The organism is Streptomyces sp. NPDC088730 (assembly GCF_044751215.1).
Taxonomy (GTDB): Bacteria; Actinomycetota; Actinomycetes; order Streptomycetales; family Streptomycetaceae; genus Streptomyces.
In genome coordinates, this window is the sequence record NZ_JBIVLK010000014.1 from 113,955 (window position 1) to 133,024 (window position 19,070).

Sequence of the window (19,070 nt, forward strand, 5' to 3'; positions counted from 1 at the left end):
CGCTCACGTCTTCGCGCCGAAGTCCTGTGTCCACCACGGTCCGCCGCTTCCCTTGTGGATGCCGATGCCGATGTCCTCGAAGTCGCAGTTGAGGATGTTGGCGCGGTGGCCCGGACTGTTCATCCAGGACTCCATCACCGATTCGGGAGTCTGCTGGCCCCGGGCGATGTTCTCGCCGTACGTCGACCAGTGGTAGCCGGCGTCGGTGATGCGGCGTCCGGGGTCGGCGCCGTCGGGGTTGGTGTGCTCGAAGAAGTCGCGGGCGGCCATGTCGTCGGAGTGCCGCAGCGCCGCGTCCGTGAGCTGCGGGTCCTCCTTGACCGGTCCGCATCCGGCCGTCGCCCGCTCCTGGTTGACCAGGGCGACGACCTGGGCCGTGTCGTCCAGGGGGGCGGGTCGCGTGGCGGGGGCGCTCGACGGAGGCGGTACGGGCGTCTCCTTCGGCGCCGGGGCGACGCTCTTGTGCGGTTTGCGGGCCGGGGGCGCGGAGGCGCTCCGCTTCTTGGCCGGCGAGGGCGGGGCCGAGAGTGAGGGCGAGCCGGACCCCGGGGGCGGCGACGAGGCGGTGGCCGGGCTTCCGGACGCCGTGAGACCGGCGATGGGCTCCGCCGACGTGCTCGACGCGCTGTCTCCCCCGGTCCCCGCTCCGGGCCCGAGGGAGGCGTACCAGAGGCCGCCGCCCGTCATGCACGCCACCACCACCGCGCCCCCGACCGCCCGGCGCTGTATCCGCCGCCGGCGTCGGGCGGCGGCGCGGGAGGGGGTGCGGCCGCCCGTGTGCCGCCCGCCCCCGGAGCGGTGCCGGCCGGACCGGGCGACTGTCGTGCCGCCGCCCGGCGCGGAGCCGGAGGCGTATGCGGCGGCGACCGGTGCGGTGTCGTCCCTGCCCGGCCACAGCGCGAGGAGCGCCGCGGGCACCGCGACCAGCGCCAGTCCGGCCAGCAGCCCCTCCGCGGGCATCAGGCCGCTCCACAGCCCCGCGCACCGGAAGCAGTCACGGGCGTGCCGGGCTATTCGCTTGCGCCAGAGCGCGGAGGGGCGGCCGTCCCAGGTCGCGCAGACGGCCCGGAGTTCCTCGCACGGCGGCTGCGCGCCGAGTGCCCGCACGACGACCCGGGCCGTCTCCAGCCGCGCCTTCATCCGCTGCACCCGGACCGCCGCGTACTCCGGCGAGAGCTCCAGCGCCCCGGCCACCTCGGTCCGGGTCAGCTCCCCGGCGCACTCCAGCCACCACAGCGACAGCAGGCCCCGGTCCTCCGGCTCCAGCCACCGCGTCGCACACGCCGTCTCCCGGCGCTGTCCGGACAGCTGCAGGCGCATCATCGTCAGATCGACGAAGTCGGCTCCCGGGTCAGCGATCTCCCCGGCCTCCTCCAGCGTGCCGGGCGCGATATCGCGGTCCCGCCAGTGCGCACGTATCTGGTTCATCGCGATCGCCACCAGCCAGGAGCGGAAACTCTCCGGGGTGCGCAGACCGCCGAGGCCGTCCAGTGCGCGGAGCATGGTCTCCTGCACCACGTCGTCCACGTCCGCCGAACCGTTCAGCGCCCGGCCCACGATGTTGTAGACGAGCGGGAGGTACGCGCTGGCCAGTGCGTCCTGCGCCCCCGCGTCCCCGTTGCGCGCGGCGATCACCAGTGGCACCGGATCCACCGCGTGGTGATGACTGCTCATGAATTGGGTCCCTGTCCTGTAGGCCGCCGATGATGCCCGATGACTGGGAGACTGCCGGGGGCGGCCGGGATATCAGTTCCTCGGAGCGGAGTTTCCGGTGCGTGTCCCCGCGCGGGCGGCCCGACGGATCAGGCGAGCTTCCTGAGCAGTTCGTCCGCGAGCGGGGCGGCCGAGGCCGGGTTCTGGCCGGTGACCAGATTGCGGTCGACGACCACGTACGGGGCCCACGGCTCGCCCTCCTGGAAGTCGGTGCCGATCTCCACCAGCCGGTCCTGGAGCAGCCACGCGGCCTTGTCCGCGAACCCGGCCTGGCTCTCCTCCGTGTTGGTGAAGCCGGTGAGCCGGTAGCCGGCGAACGCGTTGGTCCCGTCGTCCTTCGTGGCGGCCAGCACGGCGGCCGGGGCGTGGCAGACGATGCCGAGGGGCAGGCCCGACTCCAGCGCGCGGACCAGCAGCCTGCCGGAGTCCGCGTTCACCGCCAGGTCCTCCATCGGGCCGTGGCCACCGGGGTAGAACACCGCCGCGTAGTCCGCCGGGTCCACGTCCGCCAGCCGCAGCGGCTGCTGGAGTTCGCTCATGGCGGCGAGGACCCCCGCCACCCGGTCGGCGTTCTCCTGGCCGTCGTTGAACTCCGGCGCCAGGCTCCCCCGGTCGACGGTCGGCACCACGCCGCCGGGGGTGGCGACGACGATCTCGTAACCGGCGGCCTTGAACCGCTCGTACGGCGCCACGGCCTCCTCGGCCCAGAAGCCGGTCGGGTGCAGGGAGCCGTCGGCGAGGGTCCAGTGGTCGGAACCGGTCATCACGAAAAGAATCTGTGCCATGTCACTTCTTCCGCAGGGCCCTGGCGTCGTCCGCCCGGGACGCTTCGCGCGATTTCGCGCCTACGGACCCGACCGTACGGTGCGCACCCGCCGGAGTCCGGCAGGGGCGCTACGGTGGGCCGCGCGAAAGCCATGGGGTGACGTGGGTGGGGCGGCGGGCGGGGGCGTGGTCTCCGACGCCACCACGCGGCCGGAGCCGGACCCCGACCGGCAGGGCCTGAGCGGGGTGGCCGACGCCGTCATCAACACCGCGCGCACCGGCGCCGCCAAACCCGATCCGAGGGTCTACCGCATCGCCGCGGAGCGCGTCGGGGCCGCGCCGGGCCGCTGTCTGTTCGTGGACGACACCGGGGCCAATGCGGCCGCCGCCCGGCGCGAGGGCATGACCGCGCTCCACTACCGCCGCCCGGAGGATCTGCGGGCCGTCCTCGCCCCGCTGCTCGATGCCGCCGGCTCCCGGGCGCGACAGAGCTGACGAGGCGTAACGCGCCCGGGGACGGGTGAGGACGGCCGGTACGGTGGGGCATCGCGCCGCCGCAACCGTCGCGCCGCCCGGCACGGCGGAGTGACGGCGTTCTCCTTCCGGCGGCCGGCTGCCCGGAAGGCCGCACGAGGATCGGAGGCTCTGTGGCAATCGACATCAACGAACCGTTCGGCCAGAACTGGACGCACGCGGCGCAGTTCGGGATCGCGTTCGGGCTCTCCTGCGCGATCGGGATCGAGCGAGAGATCCGCCAGAAGGCGGCCGGCCTGCGCACGTACACGATCGTCGGGCTCGGGGCCGCACTGTTCACCCTGGTCAGCAAGTTCGGCTTCTCGGACGTGCTGGTCACCGGGCAGGTCGAGTTGGACCCGTCCCGGGTGGCGGCGCAGATCGTCTCCGGGCTCGGGTTCATCGGCGGTGGCGTCATCTTCGTCCACCGCGGTTCGGTCAAGGGGCTGACCACGGCCGCGTCCATCTGGCTGACCGCGGCGGTCGGCTGCGCGGCCGGCGCGGGCCTGCCCGTGCTCGCCACCCTCGCCACGCTCGCCTACTTCCTGGTGTCGTACGGCGTGCGCCCGCTGGCCCACCGGCTCCCGGCGCTGCGCAACGCCTCGATCGGCTACCGGATCACCTACACGGAGGGGGTGGGCGCGCTGCGGGAGCTGGTCAGGCACTGCACGGAGGCGGGGTTCGCCATCTCCGAGCTGACCACGCTCGCCGCCGACGGCGAGGGGGTGTTCCGGCGCCGTCGCCGGTCGGAGACCGTGCCCCCGCCCGAGCGGACCGTCGAGATCGCGCTCAGCGTGCAGGGCAGGGGCGATCCGGACGCGCTGATGGCCCGGCTGTCGGGCACCACCGGGGTGCTGGCGTGCAGCCGGAGCGACCTCGCCGACGAGTGAGCGGACCGGGGCCCCGCCCGGCCGGGCGGGCGAGGGACCGGCGCGGATGTCGCCCGGTCGGACGCGCCGGAGTGCGGCGCCCCGCCGGGTGTGGGTAAGTGGCAGCGGGCCCCGCCGTCCGCACCCGCGTGGGTACCCGCCGTACCGCCTTGTCGCCCACGCACCTCATGGAGCCGCCGCATGCCCGGGACCACCGAGGAAGCGGCCGCGGCGCAGCCCGTCGCCGCACCGCTGACCAGTGCCGCGCTGATCCTGGTCGCCACGATCGAGCCGGGCGGTGAGCCCGCTGTCCGTGCGGCGCTGCCGGACCTAGCGGCCCTCGCCCGCTCCATCGGGTTCCGTTTCCCCGGCTCCGGGCTGGCCTGTGTGACCGGGTTCGGCTCCGACGCCTGGGACCGGCTGTTCGCGGGGCCGCGTCCCGCCTCGCTCCATCCCTTCGAGGAACTGCGCGGGGCCCGGCACCACGCCCCCGCCACCCCGGGCGACCTGCTGTTCCACATCCGGGCCGAGCGGATGGACGTGTGCTACGAGTGGGCCTCCCAGCTGCTCGGCCGGCTCGGCGGTGCGGTGGAGGTCGTCGACGAGACGCACGGGTTCCGCTACTTCGACCACCGGGATCTGCTGGGGTTCGTGGACGGCACCGAGAACCCGGTCGGTCCGGACGCGCTCTCGGCGGCGCTGGTCGGAGACGAGGACCCGGACTTCGCGGGCGGCAGTTATGTCGTCGTGCAGAAGTACCTGCACGATCTGACGTCGTGGAACGCGCTGAGCACCGAGGAACAGGAGCGGGTGATCGGGCGGACCAAGTTCACCGACATCGAGTTCGCCGACGACGTCAAACCCGCCGACTCCCATGTGGCGCTGAACACCATCACGGACCCGGACGGTACGGAGCGCGACATCCTGCGTGCCAACATGCCGTTCGGCAGCTTCGGGCAGGGTGAGTTCGGTACGTACTTCATCGCGTACGCCGCCGATCCCGGCGTCACCGAACAGATGCTCAGGAACATGTTCCTGGGCAGTCCCCCCGGCACCCACGACCGCATCCTCGACTTCTCGACAGCGGTCACCGGCACGCTCTTCCACGCCCCCGGCGCCGACTTCCTCGACGCCCCGCCGCCGTCGCCCGCGTCCGCAGAGGCCGGGACCGGGGACCTGCCGGCGCCGGCGTCCGCGCCCGCGGCACAGGCCCCGGTCCCGCCGGGCTCCCGTGACGGTTCGCTGCACATCGGCAGCCTGCAAGAAAGCGCCCAGTGATGAACAACCTCCACCGCGCACTCGCCCCCGTCACACAAGCCGCCTGGGACCAGATCGAAGAGGAGGCCCGGCGCACCTTCAGCCGCCATGTGGCGGGCCGTCGCGTCGTCGACGTCAGCGGGCCGGAGGGCCCGAGGCTGGCGGCCGTCGGTGACGGCCACCTCCGGGAGATCGACCCGCCCACCCCCGATGTGCTGGCCCGCGCCCGCACCTCGGTACCGGTCATCGAGTGGCGGGTGCCGTTCACGCTGAACAGGGCGGCGGTGGACGACGTCGAGCGCGGCTCCGACGACAGCGACTGGCAGCCGGTCAAGGACGCCGCCCGGACCTGTGCGTTCGCGGAGGACATGGCGCTCATCGACGGCTACGCGGCGGCCGGGATCACCGGTCTGCGGGACGGTTCCTCACACACCCCGCTGCCGCTGCCGGCGGACGCCCGGGACTATCCGGCCACCGTCAGCCAGGCGCTGACCCAGCTGCGGCTGGCCGGTGTCGACGGGCCCTACCGGCTGCTGCTGGGCGCGGACGCGTTCACGGAGGCGACCGAGACGTCCGACCACGGATACCCCGTCTCCACCCATCTGGGCCGGCTGCTGGACGACCAGATCCTGTGGGCGCCCGCCGTGGCGGGCGGGGTGCTGCTGTCCACCCGGGGCGGCGACTTCGAGCTGTGCCTGGGCGAGGATCTGTCGATCGGCTATCAGGAGCACGACGCGACGACCGTCAGCCTGTACTTCCACCAGTCGTTCACGTTCCGGATGCTGACGCCGGAGGCCGTGATCCCGATCATCGCCTGATCGCGGCTCATGCCGGAGGCTCGTAACGGTGAGCCTCCGGCATGAGCGCGGAGGGCGGCGGTGTTCGTCGAGCCGCCGGTGGTCGGGGACGGCGGCGGCCGGTCACCCGCGTGTGCCACCCGCACGGTTCAGCCCACCGGTGAGGGCTCCGGCTCCGGCGGCGGCACCGGCTCGGGGTTCGGCGCGGGCGGCTGCGGGATCGGGTCGGGCGAGGGCCCCGGCGGCGTGGGGACGGGCGGCGTCGGCCCCGGACCCGGCGGTACGGGCTCCGGCTCCGGCAGCGGCTGGGGCGGCCCCGGAATGGGCCCCGGGGTGGGCGCGGGCGGGACGGGGTCGGGAAACGGATGGGTCATCTCGGTCCTCCGAACGGTCTGGGTGGATCTCCTCCACCGTCTCCCGGGGCGGCTGCCCCCGCCCGGCGAGTCCATACGTTCGGGCTACGAAAGATCCGCCCGGCTCACCGAAGCGGCCACTGCCGCCGCGGCGGCCAGACCCGGCCCGGGGCTGGACAGCACCGGAATCCGGGTGACCGTACGGGTGACGGCACCGGCCATGGAGGCCTGGGCCAGCACGATCACATCGGCGTCCGCCACCGCGTCGACGGCTTGGGCCACCAGATCCAGGTAGCCGGCACGCCGGCCCGCCTCGAAGCGCTCCCAGGCGCCCTCGACCAGCACGGTGCGCACCGCCGCCGGACGCCGGCCCGCCGCGTCGGCCTCCTCCGCGATCAGCGCGAGGGTGGGCGCCAGGGTGGCGGCGAGCGCCGCGATGACGGTCACCCGCTCGGCACGTGCCGCGACGGCCGCCATCGGGCGGTCGACCCGCAGCACCGGGACGCCGAGCGCCGGGCCGAGCGACTCCGCGACGCCGCCGATCGTCGAGCAGGTACAGAGCACCGCGGTGGCCCCCTCGGCGACCGCGCCGGCGAGGACCGCCTCGACCTCGCCCGTCACCGCCTGCGGCCCGCGCCGCCCGGCCCGGTCGAGGAGGCCCTCGTGCACGAGGTGGCGCAGCACCAGCCCCGGATGGCCGGCATCACGCAGGGCGTCGAAGACCGGGACATGGACCGGGGAGGTGTGCAGCAGGGCGAGAGGCATGGTCCGGACGCTATCGGCCCTGCCGCCGGCCCCAGGGATCAGTACAGCTCGGGACGGGACGCGAGCTGCTCCTTCGCCCGCTCCACCAGTGCGGCCGGAGCCTGCGGTGCCTCGTCGGGATGGCGCGACGCCCACTTCGCGGCGTACGGGCAGAGCGGTACGACGGGAACTCCGTCACGGCCCGCCATCGCGTAGAACTCCCTGACCAGGGCACTCCCGATGCCCTTGCCCTCGTGCCCCGGCTCCACAACCGTGTGCACGGCGACGAGCACGGCGGGGGCCCCGTCCATCACGAAGTACACGATGACCCCGGCGGCCGCGCCGTCCTGGTACGCGAGCAGCTTGCCCGCCGCCCGGTCGTCACGGATGTCGGGTCCGTCCTGTCCGTCCTGGCCGCTCCGGTCCGCCATGTCGGGTGCTCCTTCGGTAGGTCGGTCGCTTCAACGCGCCGCTGGGACGGCGTGCGGGCTGCGCTCGGTGTCGGTGCCCGGGACGGGGGCGGAGGCGTCGCCGCCGAGCGCGACGATCCGGTTGCCCGCGTCGACGTGGACGACGCTCGGGACCAGGCTGCGCGCCTCGGCGTCGTCGACCTGCGCGTAGCTGATCAGGATGACCAGGTCGCCGGGGTGGACGAGGTGGGCGGCGGCGCCGTTGATGCCGATGACTCCGGAGCCGCGTTCGCCCTCGATGATGTACGTCTCCAGCCGGGCCCCGTTGTCGATGTCCACGATGTGCACGAGTTCGCCGGGCAGCAGATCCGCGGCCTCCATCAGCTCGGCGTCGACGGTGACGGAACCGACGTAGTGCAGGTCGGCCTGGGTCACGGTGGCCCGGTGGATCTTGGATTTGAACATGGTGCGCATCATCGGAACACTCCACTCGTAGGCTCCCTGCCTGCGTTTTTGCAGGTCAAGGGCTATTTCGCCAGCCTACAACGAGTCGCATTCCCGTGCAGCCGCCGCCCGGATTTCCCCGGCGGCTTCTACACACCGTCCAGCCGCCTGGTCACCGTGTCGAGTGTCGGCCAAGGCGGACCCTCCCGCAGCAAGCGCAGGAGTTCCGCTCCGAACCGCCTCCCCTTCGGAAACTGGTCGCCGAGCTCCCAACGCCACGCGGCGACCATCGCGATAACGAGCTGCCGGCACTCGTCCAGGAGCCCTTCGTCAACGCCCGGGTAGTGCTCGCAGACCGCCGCGGGAACATGGGCGAGATCGAACTCGACGGGTCCGCGGCAGCACGTCTCAAGGTCGATGAACAACGGGCCGTTCCTCGTGCTGAGCAGATTGCCTGGATGCGGCTCGCCGTGGAGCAGCTGCTCCACGGCGCCGCGGTCGTCGATCGCTCGTCGCAGACCTGCCAGCCTGCCGCCGAGGAACACGCGGTCCGCGCCGGTGAGCTCCGGCGAGCGTTCCGGGTCGGCGACGACTTCTTCCGCCTCCGTGATCCGGTCCGTGAACCTCGGACTCGGCATTTCGACCTGGCGCATGCCGGCGTGCAGCTGCTCCAGCGCCTTGGCGTAGCCGACCGGTGAGGTGGAAGGTGTCACGGGCTCGTAGTAGGTCCACAGCGTCACCGCGAAGCCATCGCGCGTGTACACACGCGGATCCGCCCGAGGCTCCAAGGGGCACACCGGGCATCCGGCCTGGGTGAGCCGCTGAGCGAGCTCGACTTCGAACTGTGCGACCTCTCGTCCCACAGGGGCGACCCGGGCGAAGACGTCGCAAGGCGTCAGCCGCAGTGCCAGCTTGTTCGAGTTGTGGAGAACGATCGCGTCGTTTGCCGGCAGGTCGAGCGACGCGGCGACCGAAGTCGCAGCCGCGATCGCACGCGTGACGTCGGTCATGTCCATCCTCGCATCGTGGCATGGACAAGCGAGGGCGATGCCAGCCGGCGTGGTCAGGTGCCGGCTGTCGCGGCCCGGCACAGTACAAGACGTCGACGCCCACCCGGGCAAAGGCGAACCCGGACACGGCATCAGTCGCAAGGCCCCCCTCAAGCGGTACGCCGATCCCAAGAACGAGTTCACGCGCGAGTCACGACCGAGCCCGCACAAGTCCCGGATTCAGCAGGCGACTTCGGGCAGCCACCACCAGGGGCAGGAAAGCCGTCGCCACACAGAGGGCCGAGATCGGACGCCTTACCCGCTCAGTCACCCAACGCACGCTCGCGAAAGCAGTCCTCACACAACAGAGGGACGAGACACAACGGAGGGACGAACTCCACGGGCACCGGGCCGGGTCGGACAACATCGTCCTCTCCCTCCCCCGCCCTCGGCATGACCGCGAGAGACCGCGGCAGCTGCGGCTGAGCGCTTCACCCGGCGCCCCTCGTCGAGTGAAGCGCTCAGCTTCGGGCGTGACTACAGGCCGAGGACCTGGGCGGCGAGCTCGGTGCCCCGCAAGCGGGCCTCGATCTTGGCGAAGGCCATCTCCCGCGAGGTGGAGGTGTCGTCGGCGAAGGGGGCGAAGCCGGCGTCGTCACAGGTGCCCAGCTGGTCGACCGGGATGTAGCGTGCGGCCTCCAGGACGCGGTCGCGTACTTCCTCGGGGCTCTCGACCCTGGGGTCGGTCGGGTCGATGACGCCGATGAACACACGTGTACCGGGACGCAGTTGGTCGGCGATGGCCTGCAGGACTCGCGCGGGATCGGGCTCACTGGCCAGCTGGAGATAGAAGCTGCCCACCGCGAGCTGGAACAGCCTGGGCAGCAGTCCGGTGTAGTCGACGTCGAGACTGTGGGTGGAGTCCTGGTCGGCTCCGGGGTCGGTGTGCACTCCGAGGCGGGCCCGCTCGTCTTCGGTGAACCGGTCCAGGACCTTGTTGTTGAGGGCGACGAAGTCGTTGAGGAGACCGCCGGACGGGTCGAGCTTCAACGACAGCCGGCCTTCCGTGAAGTCCAGCTGTACGCGATGCGCGCCCTCGTCGAGGCATCCGCGGATCTCGGCCTCGGCCTCGTCCGCGAGGTCGCCCAGGAACGCCTCCCGGGAGTATCCGTCGATGCCGTTGGCGGGGTAGAGCAGGCTCAGGGCCGAGGGCGCGACCACGGTCTGTTTGACGGGGCAGCTGGTGTGGGCGCGGGCGGCGCGGAGGTAGGTCTCTGCCCGGACCTGGTAGCGGAACGGCCCGCCGGTCAGGGCGGGCAGCTGCCGGGTGTGCCCGTCGGCGAAGGGGATGACGGCACCGTCGGTGGCAAGACCCGCGAGGCCGGTGAGGGGGTAGGTGAGCGAGCTGGGCTTGCCCTGGTCGCCGTCGACCAGAACCGGGCTGCCCAGTTTCTCCAGCTGGGCGAGGGTGTCGGCGACGGCCTCGCTCTGGACGCGTGCCAGCTCCGAGTCGCCCAGATTCCCTGCGGCGTGCTCGGCGAAGGCGTTTCGCAGCGCGGGCGAACGAGGAAGGCTGCCGATCGGCTCGGTAGGAATAGTCATGACGCGCACCCTAAGAAGTCTCCGAGATGCCCCCGATCGGGAGTGAAGTCCGCCTGACGGCGCCGCTCCCGCCATTCCCAGGGCGTTGAGCGGAACATCATCACCGCTCACAAACCATGAAGTTCACCTGATCGGGCTTCTGACAGAGGATCGCGGGTTGACTCCTGAAGCGTCGTCATCAACGGGAGATCGTGCATCCGTCAGCATGTCCGCCCGCTCGGACGCTCGGCCACGCCAACTCAAGCACTCAGCCTCGTCCACCACCTCGACCGTGCCGGGGACCGGCCCGGCGAACTCGTCCCCCGCATCCGGGTGGCCATCGCGAAGATCCAGAACGGGGAGCTGCACAGCGAGACGGGCCGGACCGCCCGACCGACACCCGGGGCGGCGCACACCGTCCGTCCATCGCGACCGCGGCCGGCCGGGAGAACACCCGCCTCGTGAGGGGGCGGGGGCCGCCGGCACGGGAGCCTGGCCGCCGACGCCCTGGTTTCGCCGGCCACGCAGTTCTTCGACCGCGGACGCCGGCCGGGATGCGCGCAAGGAGTGGCCGTGCCCGGCGGCCGGGTCCTGTCGCCCTAGCGGGGATCCGCCGGGCCGGGTGGAAGCGGTGGGCATTACCGTGAGCGTTGCCCGCGCCGTCGTCGTTCCGGGCGCCGCCGCGATGGGCCTGCGGTCCGGTCGAGACGGGCGCCGCCCCCATAGGAATAGCGCCCTGGACGAGGTCTCCGCATGACTGGCATACACAGGCGGCACCGCCGCGACGATCCGGCGATGTCCGCGGACCCGCGTTCGGACACCGAACTCGGGCGAGAGGTAAGAGGGTCGGGGGATCCGGCGGCGCTCGCCGAGCTCTACGAGCGCCATCACTCGGCCGTCCTCACCTATGCCCGTACCTTCGCCCGCGATCCGCACTCCGCCGAAGACCTGGCCTCGGAGGCGTTCGCCCGCGTCCTGCGCGCGGTGCGGTCGGGTGCCGGGCCCGAGGCGGCCTGGCGGCCTTACCTGCTCACCGTGGTGCGGAACACCGCCGGGGAATGGGCGGCCACCGCCCGGCGCACCGAGCTGCGCGAGGACTTCGAGCAGTGGCTCGACGTGGGGGCGCCCGCCGCGGGGCCGGGAGCCGGGGGTGTGGAATACGCGGGCGGCGACGAGCGGATGGTAGCGCTGGAGGACCAGGACATGATTGTCCGCGGCTTCCGCTCCCTGCCGGAGCGCTGGCAGGTGGCTCTGTGGCACAGCGTGGTGGAGGGCGAGTCGGCCGAACGGATCGGCGTGCTGCTGGGCCTGAGCCCGAGTGGTGTCACGTCGCTCACCGCGAGGGCCCGTGAAGGGCTGCGTGAGGCGTACTTGAGCGCGCACGCGGAGAGCGGCAGCCGCAGCGAGGAGTGCCGGCGCCACGGTTCGCTGCTCGCCGCGGCCGCGCGTCGCGGCGGCGCCCGTCGCGACAGGCGGCTGGGCCGGCATCTGCGGGACTGCGAGGACTGCCGGCGGTCGCTCACCGAACTCACCTATCTGGACGGCCGGCTGGGCGCCGTCCTGCCTGCCGGACTGCTCCTCTGGGGCGGACATGCCTATGTCACCGCCCAGCTCGGAGCGGCCGGCGGTGGCGCGGCGGCGGGATCGGCGGCCGCGTCGGCGAGCGGTGGAGGGGCGCCTGCCGCGTCCGCCGCGTCCGCCGCGGGAGGAAAGGCCGCCCTGCTGGGTGCCGCCGCAGCCACCGTGTCCGCGCTGGTGGTCGGCGGCCTGCTCCTGCTGCCCGGCGGCGGGGAGGATTCCCCGGCGGCCGGCTCCTCCCGGCCTGCCGGTGTCGTCGCGCGCCCCACGAAGGCTGTGCCCCCGACGTCGCACAGCCCCCGGGCCCGCCGCACCGCCACCGCGAGCCCCTCCCCCACCGCGAGTCCCTCGCCCTCCGTGAGCACCTCGCCGCCCCCGCGGGAATGGCTACCGGCGGCAGAGGACCGCACCAGGCTGCGGCTCGCGTCCACCGGCCGGTGCATGGAGATACCCGGGGGCAGCACGGCCGTCGGCGTCCAGGCGCGGGAGGCGCCCTGCGACGGGGGCCGGGACCAGGTGTGGGACCTGCTGCGGCCGAACGACGACGGCCGGGTGCAGATACGCAACGCCGGGACCGGCAAGTGCCTGGCCAACCAGGGCACCGAGATCGACGACGCCCCGGTCGTGCAGAGGGTCTGCGCCCCTGCCGACCCCCAGCAGTCCTGGGGGCTGTGGCAGCCGGAGGGCTCCGGTGAGGCGCGGTTCAGACAGCAGGGCGACCGCATGTACCTGGGGCTCAACGACTGGAAGAACGCAGAGGACGGCGTGCGGCACACCACCGATATCGGCACCAACCACCACTACTACGCCTCCCCCTCCTTCGGCTTCCGCTACGACGGGGCGCTGTTCGACGGCCGTCTCGCCGGGCTGCCCGCGGACGGCACCACGGGGGCCGGCTGACACCGCCACGGACAGTTTGGCAAAGGATCGGCAAAGCAGCGGGACGGGGGTGTGCGGGCGCACTCCCCACCCCCGTAAACGTTCCACCGACCCCCACAAGGACCCCCATGCATCAGCGCGCCCGTACGAGAATCGCCACCGTCGCGGCCACCACCGCCGTCCTCGCCGCCGGTGCCACGGTCACCGCGGCCCACGCCGCCGACGAGACCCCGGCCGAGAACCGGGTACTCGTGGTCGTGGTCGACTTCCAGGACGTCAAGCACTCCGACGCCGAGGCGGTCAAGGAGGACGCCAGGAAGGAGTACTTCGGCGGTTCCCAGTCGATCGCGGGCTACTACACCAAGGTCTCCCAGGGAGCCTTCACGTACGTCCCGGCCGCCAAGGACGAGGTCGTCGGACCGTACGAGCTGGACCTGCCGCAGAACCCGTGCGACGCCGGAGCCGTGCGCAAGGCGGCAGCCGAGGCCGCGGAGGCCGACGGCTACACGGCGGACGAGGACTACGACAGCATCTCCATCCTGCAGCCGAGCGCCGGAAGCGACTGCGGCTGGGCCGGGCTCGGCTCCGTACCCGGTCCGAACACCTGGCTCCAGGTCGGCGAGGACAGCAAGATCAGCAAGGCCGCCATGGTCCACGAGTTCGGACACAACCAGGGCTTCGGCCACCACGAGCGCGACGAGTGCCCGGACGGCGACCTCGCCCGCTGCACCACCGGAGAGGGATACAGCGGCAAGACCCCCATGGGCGGCGGCGGACCCGGCGTCGGCTTCGCCGCTCCCGAGCTGATCAGCCGGGGCTGGCTGCCCGGCGGCCAGGCCGTCACCGTGAAGAAGTCCGCCACCTTCACCCTCAGCGCCCTCTTCGGCGGCAAGGCGGGCGGTGTCCGAGCCCTGGACATACCGCTGGGCAAGGACCGGTTGGTCGTGGAGTACCGCCACGAGGACCCGACCTACACGGACGACGAGGACGGCAGCCTCGACGCCGCCGTCGAGGGCGTGCACGCCTACCTGGCGCCCGAGGGCGACTACAACAAGTCCCGGCTCCTGGACCCCACTCCGGGCGAGGGCAAGGGCAAGGAGGACGCCATCACCACGCTGACCGACAAGAAGAACAAGGTCGAGGTCGAGGTCGGCCGGTCCGGCGGCGGGTCGGCCACCGTGTCGGTCGGCCTCGACGGTGTGCCCGCCCCCGCGTCCGGCTCCGCCGGGCAGGGCAACACCGCCGCACCCGCGCCGCAGGCCCAGGGCGGTGAAGGCGCCCCCGTCTCGGAGAAGGGCTCCGACGTCGGCGCGCCCGCGGCGCCGCAGCGGGCGGAGAAGGACGGCGCCGGCACCACGGACCTGGCGGAGACGGGCGGCAGCTCCACGACCCCGCTGATCGCCGCCGCCGGGGCCGCGATGGCCGGCATCGGAGGCGTGTGCCTCTACACACTGCGCCGCCGTGGACGCCGTAGCGCGTAGGCAGACCCGCCGTCCGGGCTCGGCCGGGCCGGTCAACGCGACGATTGCCGCTTGACCCCGGCCGGCCCGCGACGGTGCGGCGCCGGCTGCCGCCGTGGCCGGCGGACGGCAGGGTACTTCGAGTGGTCGGGCCGTGTTCGGCGATGCCGAGGAGCACACCCCGTCGCCGCCGGGCGGGAATGGAGCACCGAGACGGTGATCGGCCGCCTGTATTCGGCCTCCTTCGCCGCCCGGCCGCCGCGCGACGAGCGGGTCGAGACTTCGAGCACCGTGCCCGCGCCCCGCTCGACGAGCACGCGGCACGCCGCCGCCGGCGGCCCGGGGGAAGTCGTGGACCTGCCCCCCGGGACCGGCTGCGCGGCTGAGTACCCCGGCGCGGGGAGAAGGCGTCACCGGATCAAGAGGTGAGCTGGTGCCGCGGCCTGCCCCGGAGGGGCGCCCGTACAACGGGCGGTGGATTGACGGGTTCAGGAGTTCACCGCGGTGCCGCCGGACGTGATCAGGCCCTCGCGGTAGGCGATGCCCACCGCCTCCGTGCGGCTCGCGGCGCCCAGCTTGGCGAGGATGTTCGAGACGTGGACGCTCGCCGTCTTGCCGCTGATGAACAGCTCCTCGCCGATCTGGCGGTTGGTGCGCCCCTGGCCGAGCAGCCGCAGCACCTCGCTCTCCCGGGCGGTCAGGGCGGCGATCCGCCCCCCGCTGGCCCGTGACTCGGTGAGGCGGCCCCGCCGGACCAGGGCGTCGAGCGCCTCGCACAGCGGCACCGCGCCGAGCCGCACGGCCGTGTCCCGGGCCGCGTACGCCTGCTCGGCGGCCTCCTCGCGGCGGCCGGCGACGAGCAGGGCCTCCGCGAGCCGCCGGCGGCACCTGGCCAGTTCGTACGGATCGCCGTAGCCGAACGCCGTCACGGCCCGCTCCCAGGCGGCGACGTCCGGCCCGGTGGCGGCGCGTACTCCTTCCGCCTCGGCGCGGGCCGACCAGGCCAGGCCCTCGGGCCCCTGCCCGGTTCCGTCGTCGCCGTGGGCCGCCGTGCTCCGGGCAAGCCCCAGCAGTTCGGCGGCGATCCCCGCCCAGCGCCCGGCGCCCGTCGCGTCGCCGGACAGTCGGGACTCGTCCGCAGCATCCGCGACCGCCGACAGGGTGAGCGAGGCGAGCCGGACCACGGCGTCGGGCCGGTCGGACCCCGAGGCCTCCGACAGTCTCCCGACGGAGGCGTGCAACTGCCGTACGCAGTCCTCTGCGTCGCCCCGCAGTGCCGCGGCGTCGATCAGCACGATGCTCGCGACGAGCGACGCCATCCAGTCCGGGGGGCCGTCGAGCAGCGCGCGGGCACCGCCGACGGCCGCGTCGTACTCGCCGCGCGCCAGGGCGACGTACAGCGCGGGTGCCGTCGCGAACCCGGACGCGGCGGTGAGGATCTGGACGTCTGCGGCGGCGGCCCGCGCGCACTCGTCCCAGCGGCCCAGCGTGTAGAGCAGCAGGGACTGCAGATAGCGCAGTTCCACGGCGTACGGGGAGGAGAGCAGACCGGCGCGGCGGGCACGGTCGAGTCCGATGTCGATCCAGTTCAGGCAAGGGTCCAGTTCGCCGCAGTCGTAGCAGCCGATCGCGAGGTTGTACAGCGCCCGCATCTCCACCGGGAGGTTCCCGGCGCTGCGGGCCAGTTCACGGGCCGTGAGGAGCCGCTCCCGCCCCTTCGGGGTCTGCCGGTCGTGCGCCTCCAGGCCGATCAGCGAGATCATCAGGTCGGCCTGGGCATCGACCAGCCGGAGCCGTTCGGCGACATCCAGCGCCTGCCGGGCGACGCGCTCGGCGTCCTCGTCCCGGCCCACGTACCGGGCGGCCATGACGTGGGTCGCGGCGGCCCACACCCAGGTGCGCGAGGGGGGCTCGGCCGGGATCAGCGCGAGCGCCTCGCTGCTGTAGGTGAACGCCGCCTCAAGATTGTCGGTCCGCATCAGGTTGCCGGCGAGGGTGTAGCGCACCCGCGCGGCGAGTTCGGAGCCGGCGTCCGAGCCGGCGCGTGCGAGCGCGGAGCGGGTGAGCTGGACAGCGCGGTGGGGCTCACCGGAGTGAGCCGCGGCGGCCGAGGCGCGAAGGGTGAGGGCGACCGGGTCGCTGTGCTCCGGGTGGGCGGACGGGTCCACCGCGGCCCACAGTTCGAGCGCGGTCTCCAGGTGGCGCAACTCCTCGGCGGGCGCGTGGACGAGCTGGGCGTGGTCCGCCGCTTCGAGGGAGGCAACCAGCGCGTCGGCCAGGTCGTGGCTCTCGCGCGAGTGGTGGGCCCGCTCCGCGGAGCTCTGGGCCGAACGGCCCTCGCCCGCGAGGAACGCGGCGAACCGGCCGTGCAGCCGGACCCGCTCGCCGGGCAGCAGATCCGCATAGAGGGCCTCGCGGGTGAGGGCGTGCCGGAAGGAGTACGCAGCGTCTTCGCCGGGCAGCAGCAGCTGGTGCCCGACCGCCTCGCGCAGCGCCGACTCCAGCTCCTCCTCGGGCAGTTGTACGGCGTCCCGCAACAGCTCGTGTCGGACCCGGCGCCCCGCCACGGCCGCCGTGCGCAGCACCTGCTGGGCGGTCTCGGTCAGCTGCTCGATCCGGATGAGCAGGACGTCGGCGAGGCCGCTGGGCAGGACGGCCGGGGCGGCACCCTCGCCGTCGGGCAGCGCGGCGAGCAACTCCTCGGCGTAGAAGGCGTTTCCCTCGGCGCGGTCGACGATGCGGCGGACCGTGCTGTCGGAGACGGCGCCGCCGCACTGTGCGGATACGAGCCTGGCTATGTCCGCGTCGGCCAGCGGGCGCATTTCCAGCCGGTCCACGGCGGGCAGTCTGACCAGCTCGGCGAGCAGGGGGCGCAGCGGGTGGCGGCGGTGCAGGTCGTCCGCACGGTACGAGGCGAAGACCGCGAGCCGGTGGGGCGGGCCGCCGGGCGCGGGCCGCTGGAGGGCGCCCCGGCTGAGCAGAAAGCGGAGCAGGTCGCGAGAGGAGTGGTCGGCCCAGTGGAGGTCTTCGAGGACCAGGAGGAGCGGTGCCAGGGCTGTCAGGTCGGCGAGGAGGCCGGCGATGCCCTCGAAGAGCTGGAGGCGGCTGCCGGCGTCGGGCACGGGGCCGGCCCCCTCGCCCGTGCCGATCAGGCGGCCCACCGCGGGGTACGCGGCGAAGACGGGGGCGAGCCGTTCGTCGGCGGCCGCCGCGCCGAGTATCTCCGTGAACGGCAGGTAGGGCAGCCCGACGTCCCCGAGGTCCACGCAGTGCCCGGTCAGGACGGTCATACCGGTGGTCGCCGCGTGCGCCGCGGCCACCGTCAGCGTGCGGGTCTTGCCGACACCGGCGTCTCCGGCCACGAGGACCGCGCGCGGGTCGCCGGCCGCGGCCCGCTCCAGCACGCCGGTGAGCCGGGCGAGTTCGTCGGCCCGGCCGACGAACGGTGTATCGAATGTCTGGGCCACTGGTCCATCCAAGCACGCCCGGCAGTTACCGCACGTAAACCCCTGGTCTCCGGTGCCGGGGGCACGGCGGCACCGGGCGGGTGCCGCGAGGAGAACGCCGGTGATCGCCGGGCGCGCGGTGTCCAGCAGGTCGGGGCAGTCCGTCCGGGAACCGGCCACGCCCCTGGAGCGCCCCGTGCGGGAGGCGGTCTCGTCGGTGAAGGCGGCCGGGCGCGGTCGGGATGCCCGTACGGACCCACCGTGCGCGTCACCTTCCGTACGGTGACATCACGAAAGAGGGGGAATGAGTGCTCTCGTCCTGATCGACATGATCAATGCGCTCGTCCTCGCCGGTACATCAGCAGGAGTTCCCGTGTCCGGACGAAAGCCCGTCCTGAGCGCCCGTACAGCCGTGGTGACCGGAGCCGCGCGTGGCCTCGGTGCGGCTGTCGCACGCGAACTGTCCGGGCGAGGCGTCCGCGTGGCCCTGCTCGGCCTGGAGGACGACGCGCTTGCCCGGACCGCCGCCGCACTGCCCACGGAGCCGGTGCACTGGCACGTGGACGTCGCCCGACGACCAGGCGATGGCCCGTGTCGCCGAAGAGGTCGGGCGTCGTCCGGGCCCCGTCTCGGTCGTCGTCGCCCGTGCCGGGGTGGCGGAGGGAGGTCCGTTCGCCGGCTCCGATCCGGAGGCCTGGCGGCGCGTGATCGAGGTCAACCTCGTGGGCAGCGCGATCACGGCACGGACGTTCCTGCCGCGGCTGCTCCGCACCCGCGGTCACTACCAGCAGATCGCCTCGCTCGCGTCCATCGGCGCGGCGCCGGTGATGAGTGCGTACTGCGCGTCCAAGGCGGGCGTGGAGTCCTTCTCCCACGCCCTGCGCGCCGAACCGGCCCCGCACCGGGTCAGCGTACGCATCGCGTATCCGGACTGGATCGACACCGGCCTGATCCGCGATGCCGGCCAGCACCGTGTGCTGCGCGAGCTCCGGGCCCGTATGCCGCCGCCAGCGCGCAGGACCTACGCCCCGGATTACGTGGCCCGGCTCGTGGTCGGCGCGCTCGAACGGCGGCACCTTCCGTATCTGTGCCGGGCCGGCTCCGGAGTGTCCAGGCGGTGCGAGGCGGTCTGCCGGGGCTGGTCCCGGTGCTGACACGCCGGGAGCTGACGCGATCGCCGTTCGAGGCCACGGGTCTGCTGGGGGCCGGCGGACGCGCGGCGGAGGGAACCGGGCCGGCGCAGGCCTGGACCCGGGCTCCCGTGTGTGGCCG

Annotated in this window: 14 protein-coding genes and 1 pseudogene; 7 read left to right on the plus strand and 8 right to left on the minus strand. The window is 73.3% G+C overall.

From position 1 onward, the window contains the following. Positions 1 to 3: 3 nt before the first annotated feature. On the minus strand, positions 4 to 1,674 hold the full coding sequence (locus ACIP89_RS30905; RefSeq protein WP_402117776.1) for a sigma-70 family RNA polymerase sigma factor: 1,671 nt from the start codon (positions 1,672 to 1,674) through the stop codon (positions 4 to 6). Between the two features lie 128 nt (positions 1,675 to 1,802). Beyond that, positions 1,803 to 2,498, minus strand: coding sequence for a type 1 glutamine amidotransferase domain-containing protein (locus ACIP89_RS30910; RefSeq protein ID WP_401930897.1), 696 nt, complete (start codon positions 2,496 to 2,498; stop codon positions 1,803 to 1,805). A gap of 142 nt (positions 2,499 to 2,640) precedes the next feature. On the opposite strand from ACIP89_RS30910, the gene ACIP89_RS30915 reads away from it, so the two are divergent. From ACIP89_RS30915 to ACIP89_RS30930, 4 genes are all read left to right on the plus strand, one after another. Next, on the plus strand, positions 2,641 to 2,973 hold the full coding sequence (locus ACIP89_RS30915; RefSeq protein ID WP_402117778.1) for an HAD-IA family hydrolase: 333 nt from the start codon (positions 2,641 to 2,643) through the stop codon (positions 2,971 to 2,973). A gap of 152 nt (positions 2,974 to 3,125) precedes the next feature. After that, positions 3,126 to 3,881, plus strand: coding sequence for an MgtC/SapB family protein (locus ACIP89_RS30920; RefSeq protein WP_401924962.1), 756 nt, complete (start codon positions 3,126 to 3,128; stop codon positions 3,879 to 3,881). A 180-nt stretch (positions 3,882 to 4,061) separates the two neighbouring features. Further along, positions 4,062 to 5,138, plus strand: a complete 1,077-nt coding sequence (locus ACIP89_RS30925) for a Dyp-type peroxidase (protein WP_402117780.1) — start codon at positions 4,062 to 4,064, stop codon at positions 5,136 to 5,138. Further along, positions 5,138 to 5,935: a family 1 encapsulin nanocompartment shell protein gene (locus ACIP89_RS30930; protein ID WP_401924967.1), complete on the plus strand. Its 798-nt coding sequence runs from the start codon at positions 5,138 to 5,140 to the stop codon at positions 5,933 to 5,935. Before ACIP89_RS30925 ends, ACIP89_RS30930 begins: the two co-directional genes overlap by 1 nt. A gap of 437 nt (positions 5,936 to 6,372) precedes the next feature. Here the strand turns inward: ACIP89_RS30930 and ACIP89_RS30935 are convergent, their stop codons facing one another. The 5 genes from ACIP89_RS30935 to ACIP89_RS30955 form a co-directional block, all read right to left on the minus strand. Further along, the gene (locus ACIP89_RS30935) at positions 6,373 to 7,032 is read right to left on the minus strand and encodes an arylsulfatase (RefSeq protein WP_402117781.1); all 660 of its coding nucleotides are present in this window, start codon (positions 7,030 to 7,032) and stop codon (positions 6,373 to 6,375) included. A 38-nt stretch (positions 7,033 to 7,070) separates the two neighbouring features. Further along, positions 7,071 to 7,442: a GNAT family N-acetyltransferase gene (locus ACIP89_RS30940; RefSeq protein WP_402117783.1), complete on the minus strand. Its 372-nt coding sequence runs from the start codon at positions 7,440 to 7,442 to the stop codon at positions 7,071 to 7,073. Positions 7,443 to 7,472: 30 nt separating this feature from the next. Further along, the gene (gene panD, locus ACIP89_RS30945) at positions 7,473 to 7,898 is read right to left on the minus strand and encodes an aspartate 1-decarboxylase (protein ID WP_401924973.1); all 426 of its coding nucleotides are present in this window, start codon (positions 7,896 to 7,898) and stop codon (positions 7,473 to 7,475) included. Between the two features lie 116 nt (positions 7,899 to 8,014). Beyond that, entirely contained in the window at positions 8,015 to 8,881 is an 867-nt protein-coding gene (locus ACIP89_RS30950) for a phosphotransferase (protein WP_402117784.1), read from the minus strand. Positions 8,882 to 9,391: 510 nt separating this feature from the next. Continuing rightward, positions 9,392 to 10,456, minus strand: coding sequence for a cobalamin-independent methionine synthase II family protein (locus ACIP89_RS30955; RefSeq protein ID WP_402117785.1), 1,065 nt, complete (start codon positions 10,454 to 10,456; stop codon positions 9,392 to 9,394). Positions 10,457 to 11,188: 732 nt separating this feature from the next. Between ACIP89_RS30955 and ACIP89_RS30960 the strand changes: the two genes are divergently transcribed. Together ACIP89_RS30960 and ACIP89_RS30965 are read left to right on the plus strand one after the other, a co-directional pair. After that, on the plus strand, positions 11,189 to 12,913 hold the full coding sequence (locus ACIP89_RS30960; RefSeq protein ID WP_402117787.1) for a sigma-70 family RNA polymerase sigma factor: 1,725 nt from the start codon (positions 11,189 to 11,191) through the stop codon (positions 12,911 to 12,913). A gap of 107 nt (positions 12,914 to 13,020) precedes the next feature. After that, positions 13,021 to 14,373, plus strand: a complete 1,353-nt coding sequence (locus ACIP89_RS30965) for an LAETG motif-containing sortase-dependent surface protein (RefSeq protein WP_402117788.1) — start codon at positions 13,021 to 13,023, stop codon at positions 14,371 to 14,373. Between the two features lie 467 nt (positions 14,374 to 14,840). On the opposite strand, the gene ACIP89_RS30970 is transcribed toward ACIP89_RS30965, so the two are convergent. Then, positions 14,841 to 17,819, minus strand: a complete 2,979-nt coding sequence (locus ACIP89_RS30970; protein WP_402117790.1) for an AAA family ATPase — start codon at positions 17,817 to 17,819, stop codon at positions 14,841 to 14,843. Between the two features lie 307 nt (positions 17,820 to 18,126). On the opposite strand from ACIP89_RS30970, the pseudogene ACIP89_RS30975 reads away from it, so the two are divergent. Further along, positions 18,127 to 19,029: pseudogene (locus tag ACIP89_RS30975) on the plus strand (short-chain dehydrogenase/reductase); the annotation flags it as partial. Between the last annotated feature and the right edge of the window lie 41 nt (positions 19,030 to 19,070).

Coding starts and splice junctions, on each gene's coding strand:
- ACIP89_RS30910 (WP_401930897.1), bottom strand. CDS start 2,498: ATGGCACAGATTCTTTTCGTGATGACCGGTTCCGACCACTGGACCCTC.
- ACIP89_RS30925 (WP_402117780.1), top strand. CDS start 4,062: ATGCCCGGGACCACCGAGGAAGCGGCCGCGGCGCAGCCCGTCGCCGCA.
- ACIP89_RS30955 (WP_402117785.1), bottom strand. CDS start 10,456: ATGACTATTCCTACCGAGCCGATCGGCAGCCTTCCTCGTTCGCCCGCG.
- ACIP89_RS30965 (WP_402117788.1), top strand. CDS start 13,021: ATGCATCAGCGCGCCCGTACGAGAATCGCCACCGTCGCGGCCACCACC.
- panD (WP_401924973.1), bottom strand. CDS start 7,898: ATGATGCGCACCATGTTCAAATCCAAGATCCACCGGGCCACCGTGACC.
- ACIP89_RS30930 (WP_401924967.1), top strand. CDS start 5,138: ATGAACAACCTCCACCGCGCACTCGCCCCCGTCACACAAGCCGCCTGG.
- ACIP89_RS30935 (WP_402117781.1), bottom strand. CDS start 7,032: ATGCCTCTCGCCCTGCTGCACACCTCCCCGGTCCATGTCCCGGTCTTC.
- ACIP89_RS30950 (WP_402117784.1), bottom strand. CDS start 8,881: ATGGACATGACCGACGTCACGCGTGCGATCGCGGCTGCGACTTCGGTC.
- ACIP89_RS30905 (WP_402117776.1), bottom strand. CDS start 1,674: ATGAGCAGTCATCACCACGCGGTGGATCCGGTGCCACTGGTGATCGCC.
- ACIP89_RS30940 (WP_402117783.1), bottom strand. CDS start 7,442: ATGGCGGACCGGAGCGGCCAGGACGGACAGGACGGACCCGACATCCGT.
- ACIP89_RS30960 (WP_402117787.1), top strand. CDS start 11,189: ATGACTGGCATACACAGGCGGCACCGCCGCGACGATCCGGCGATGTCC.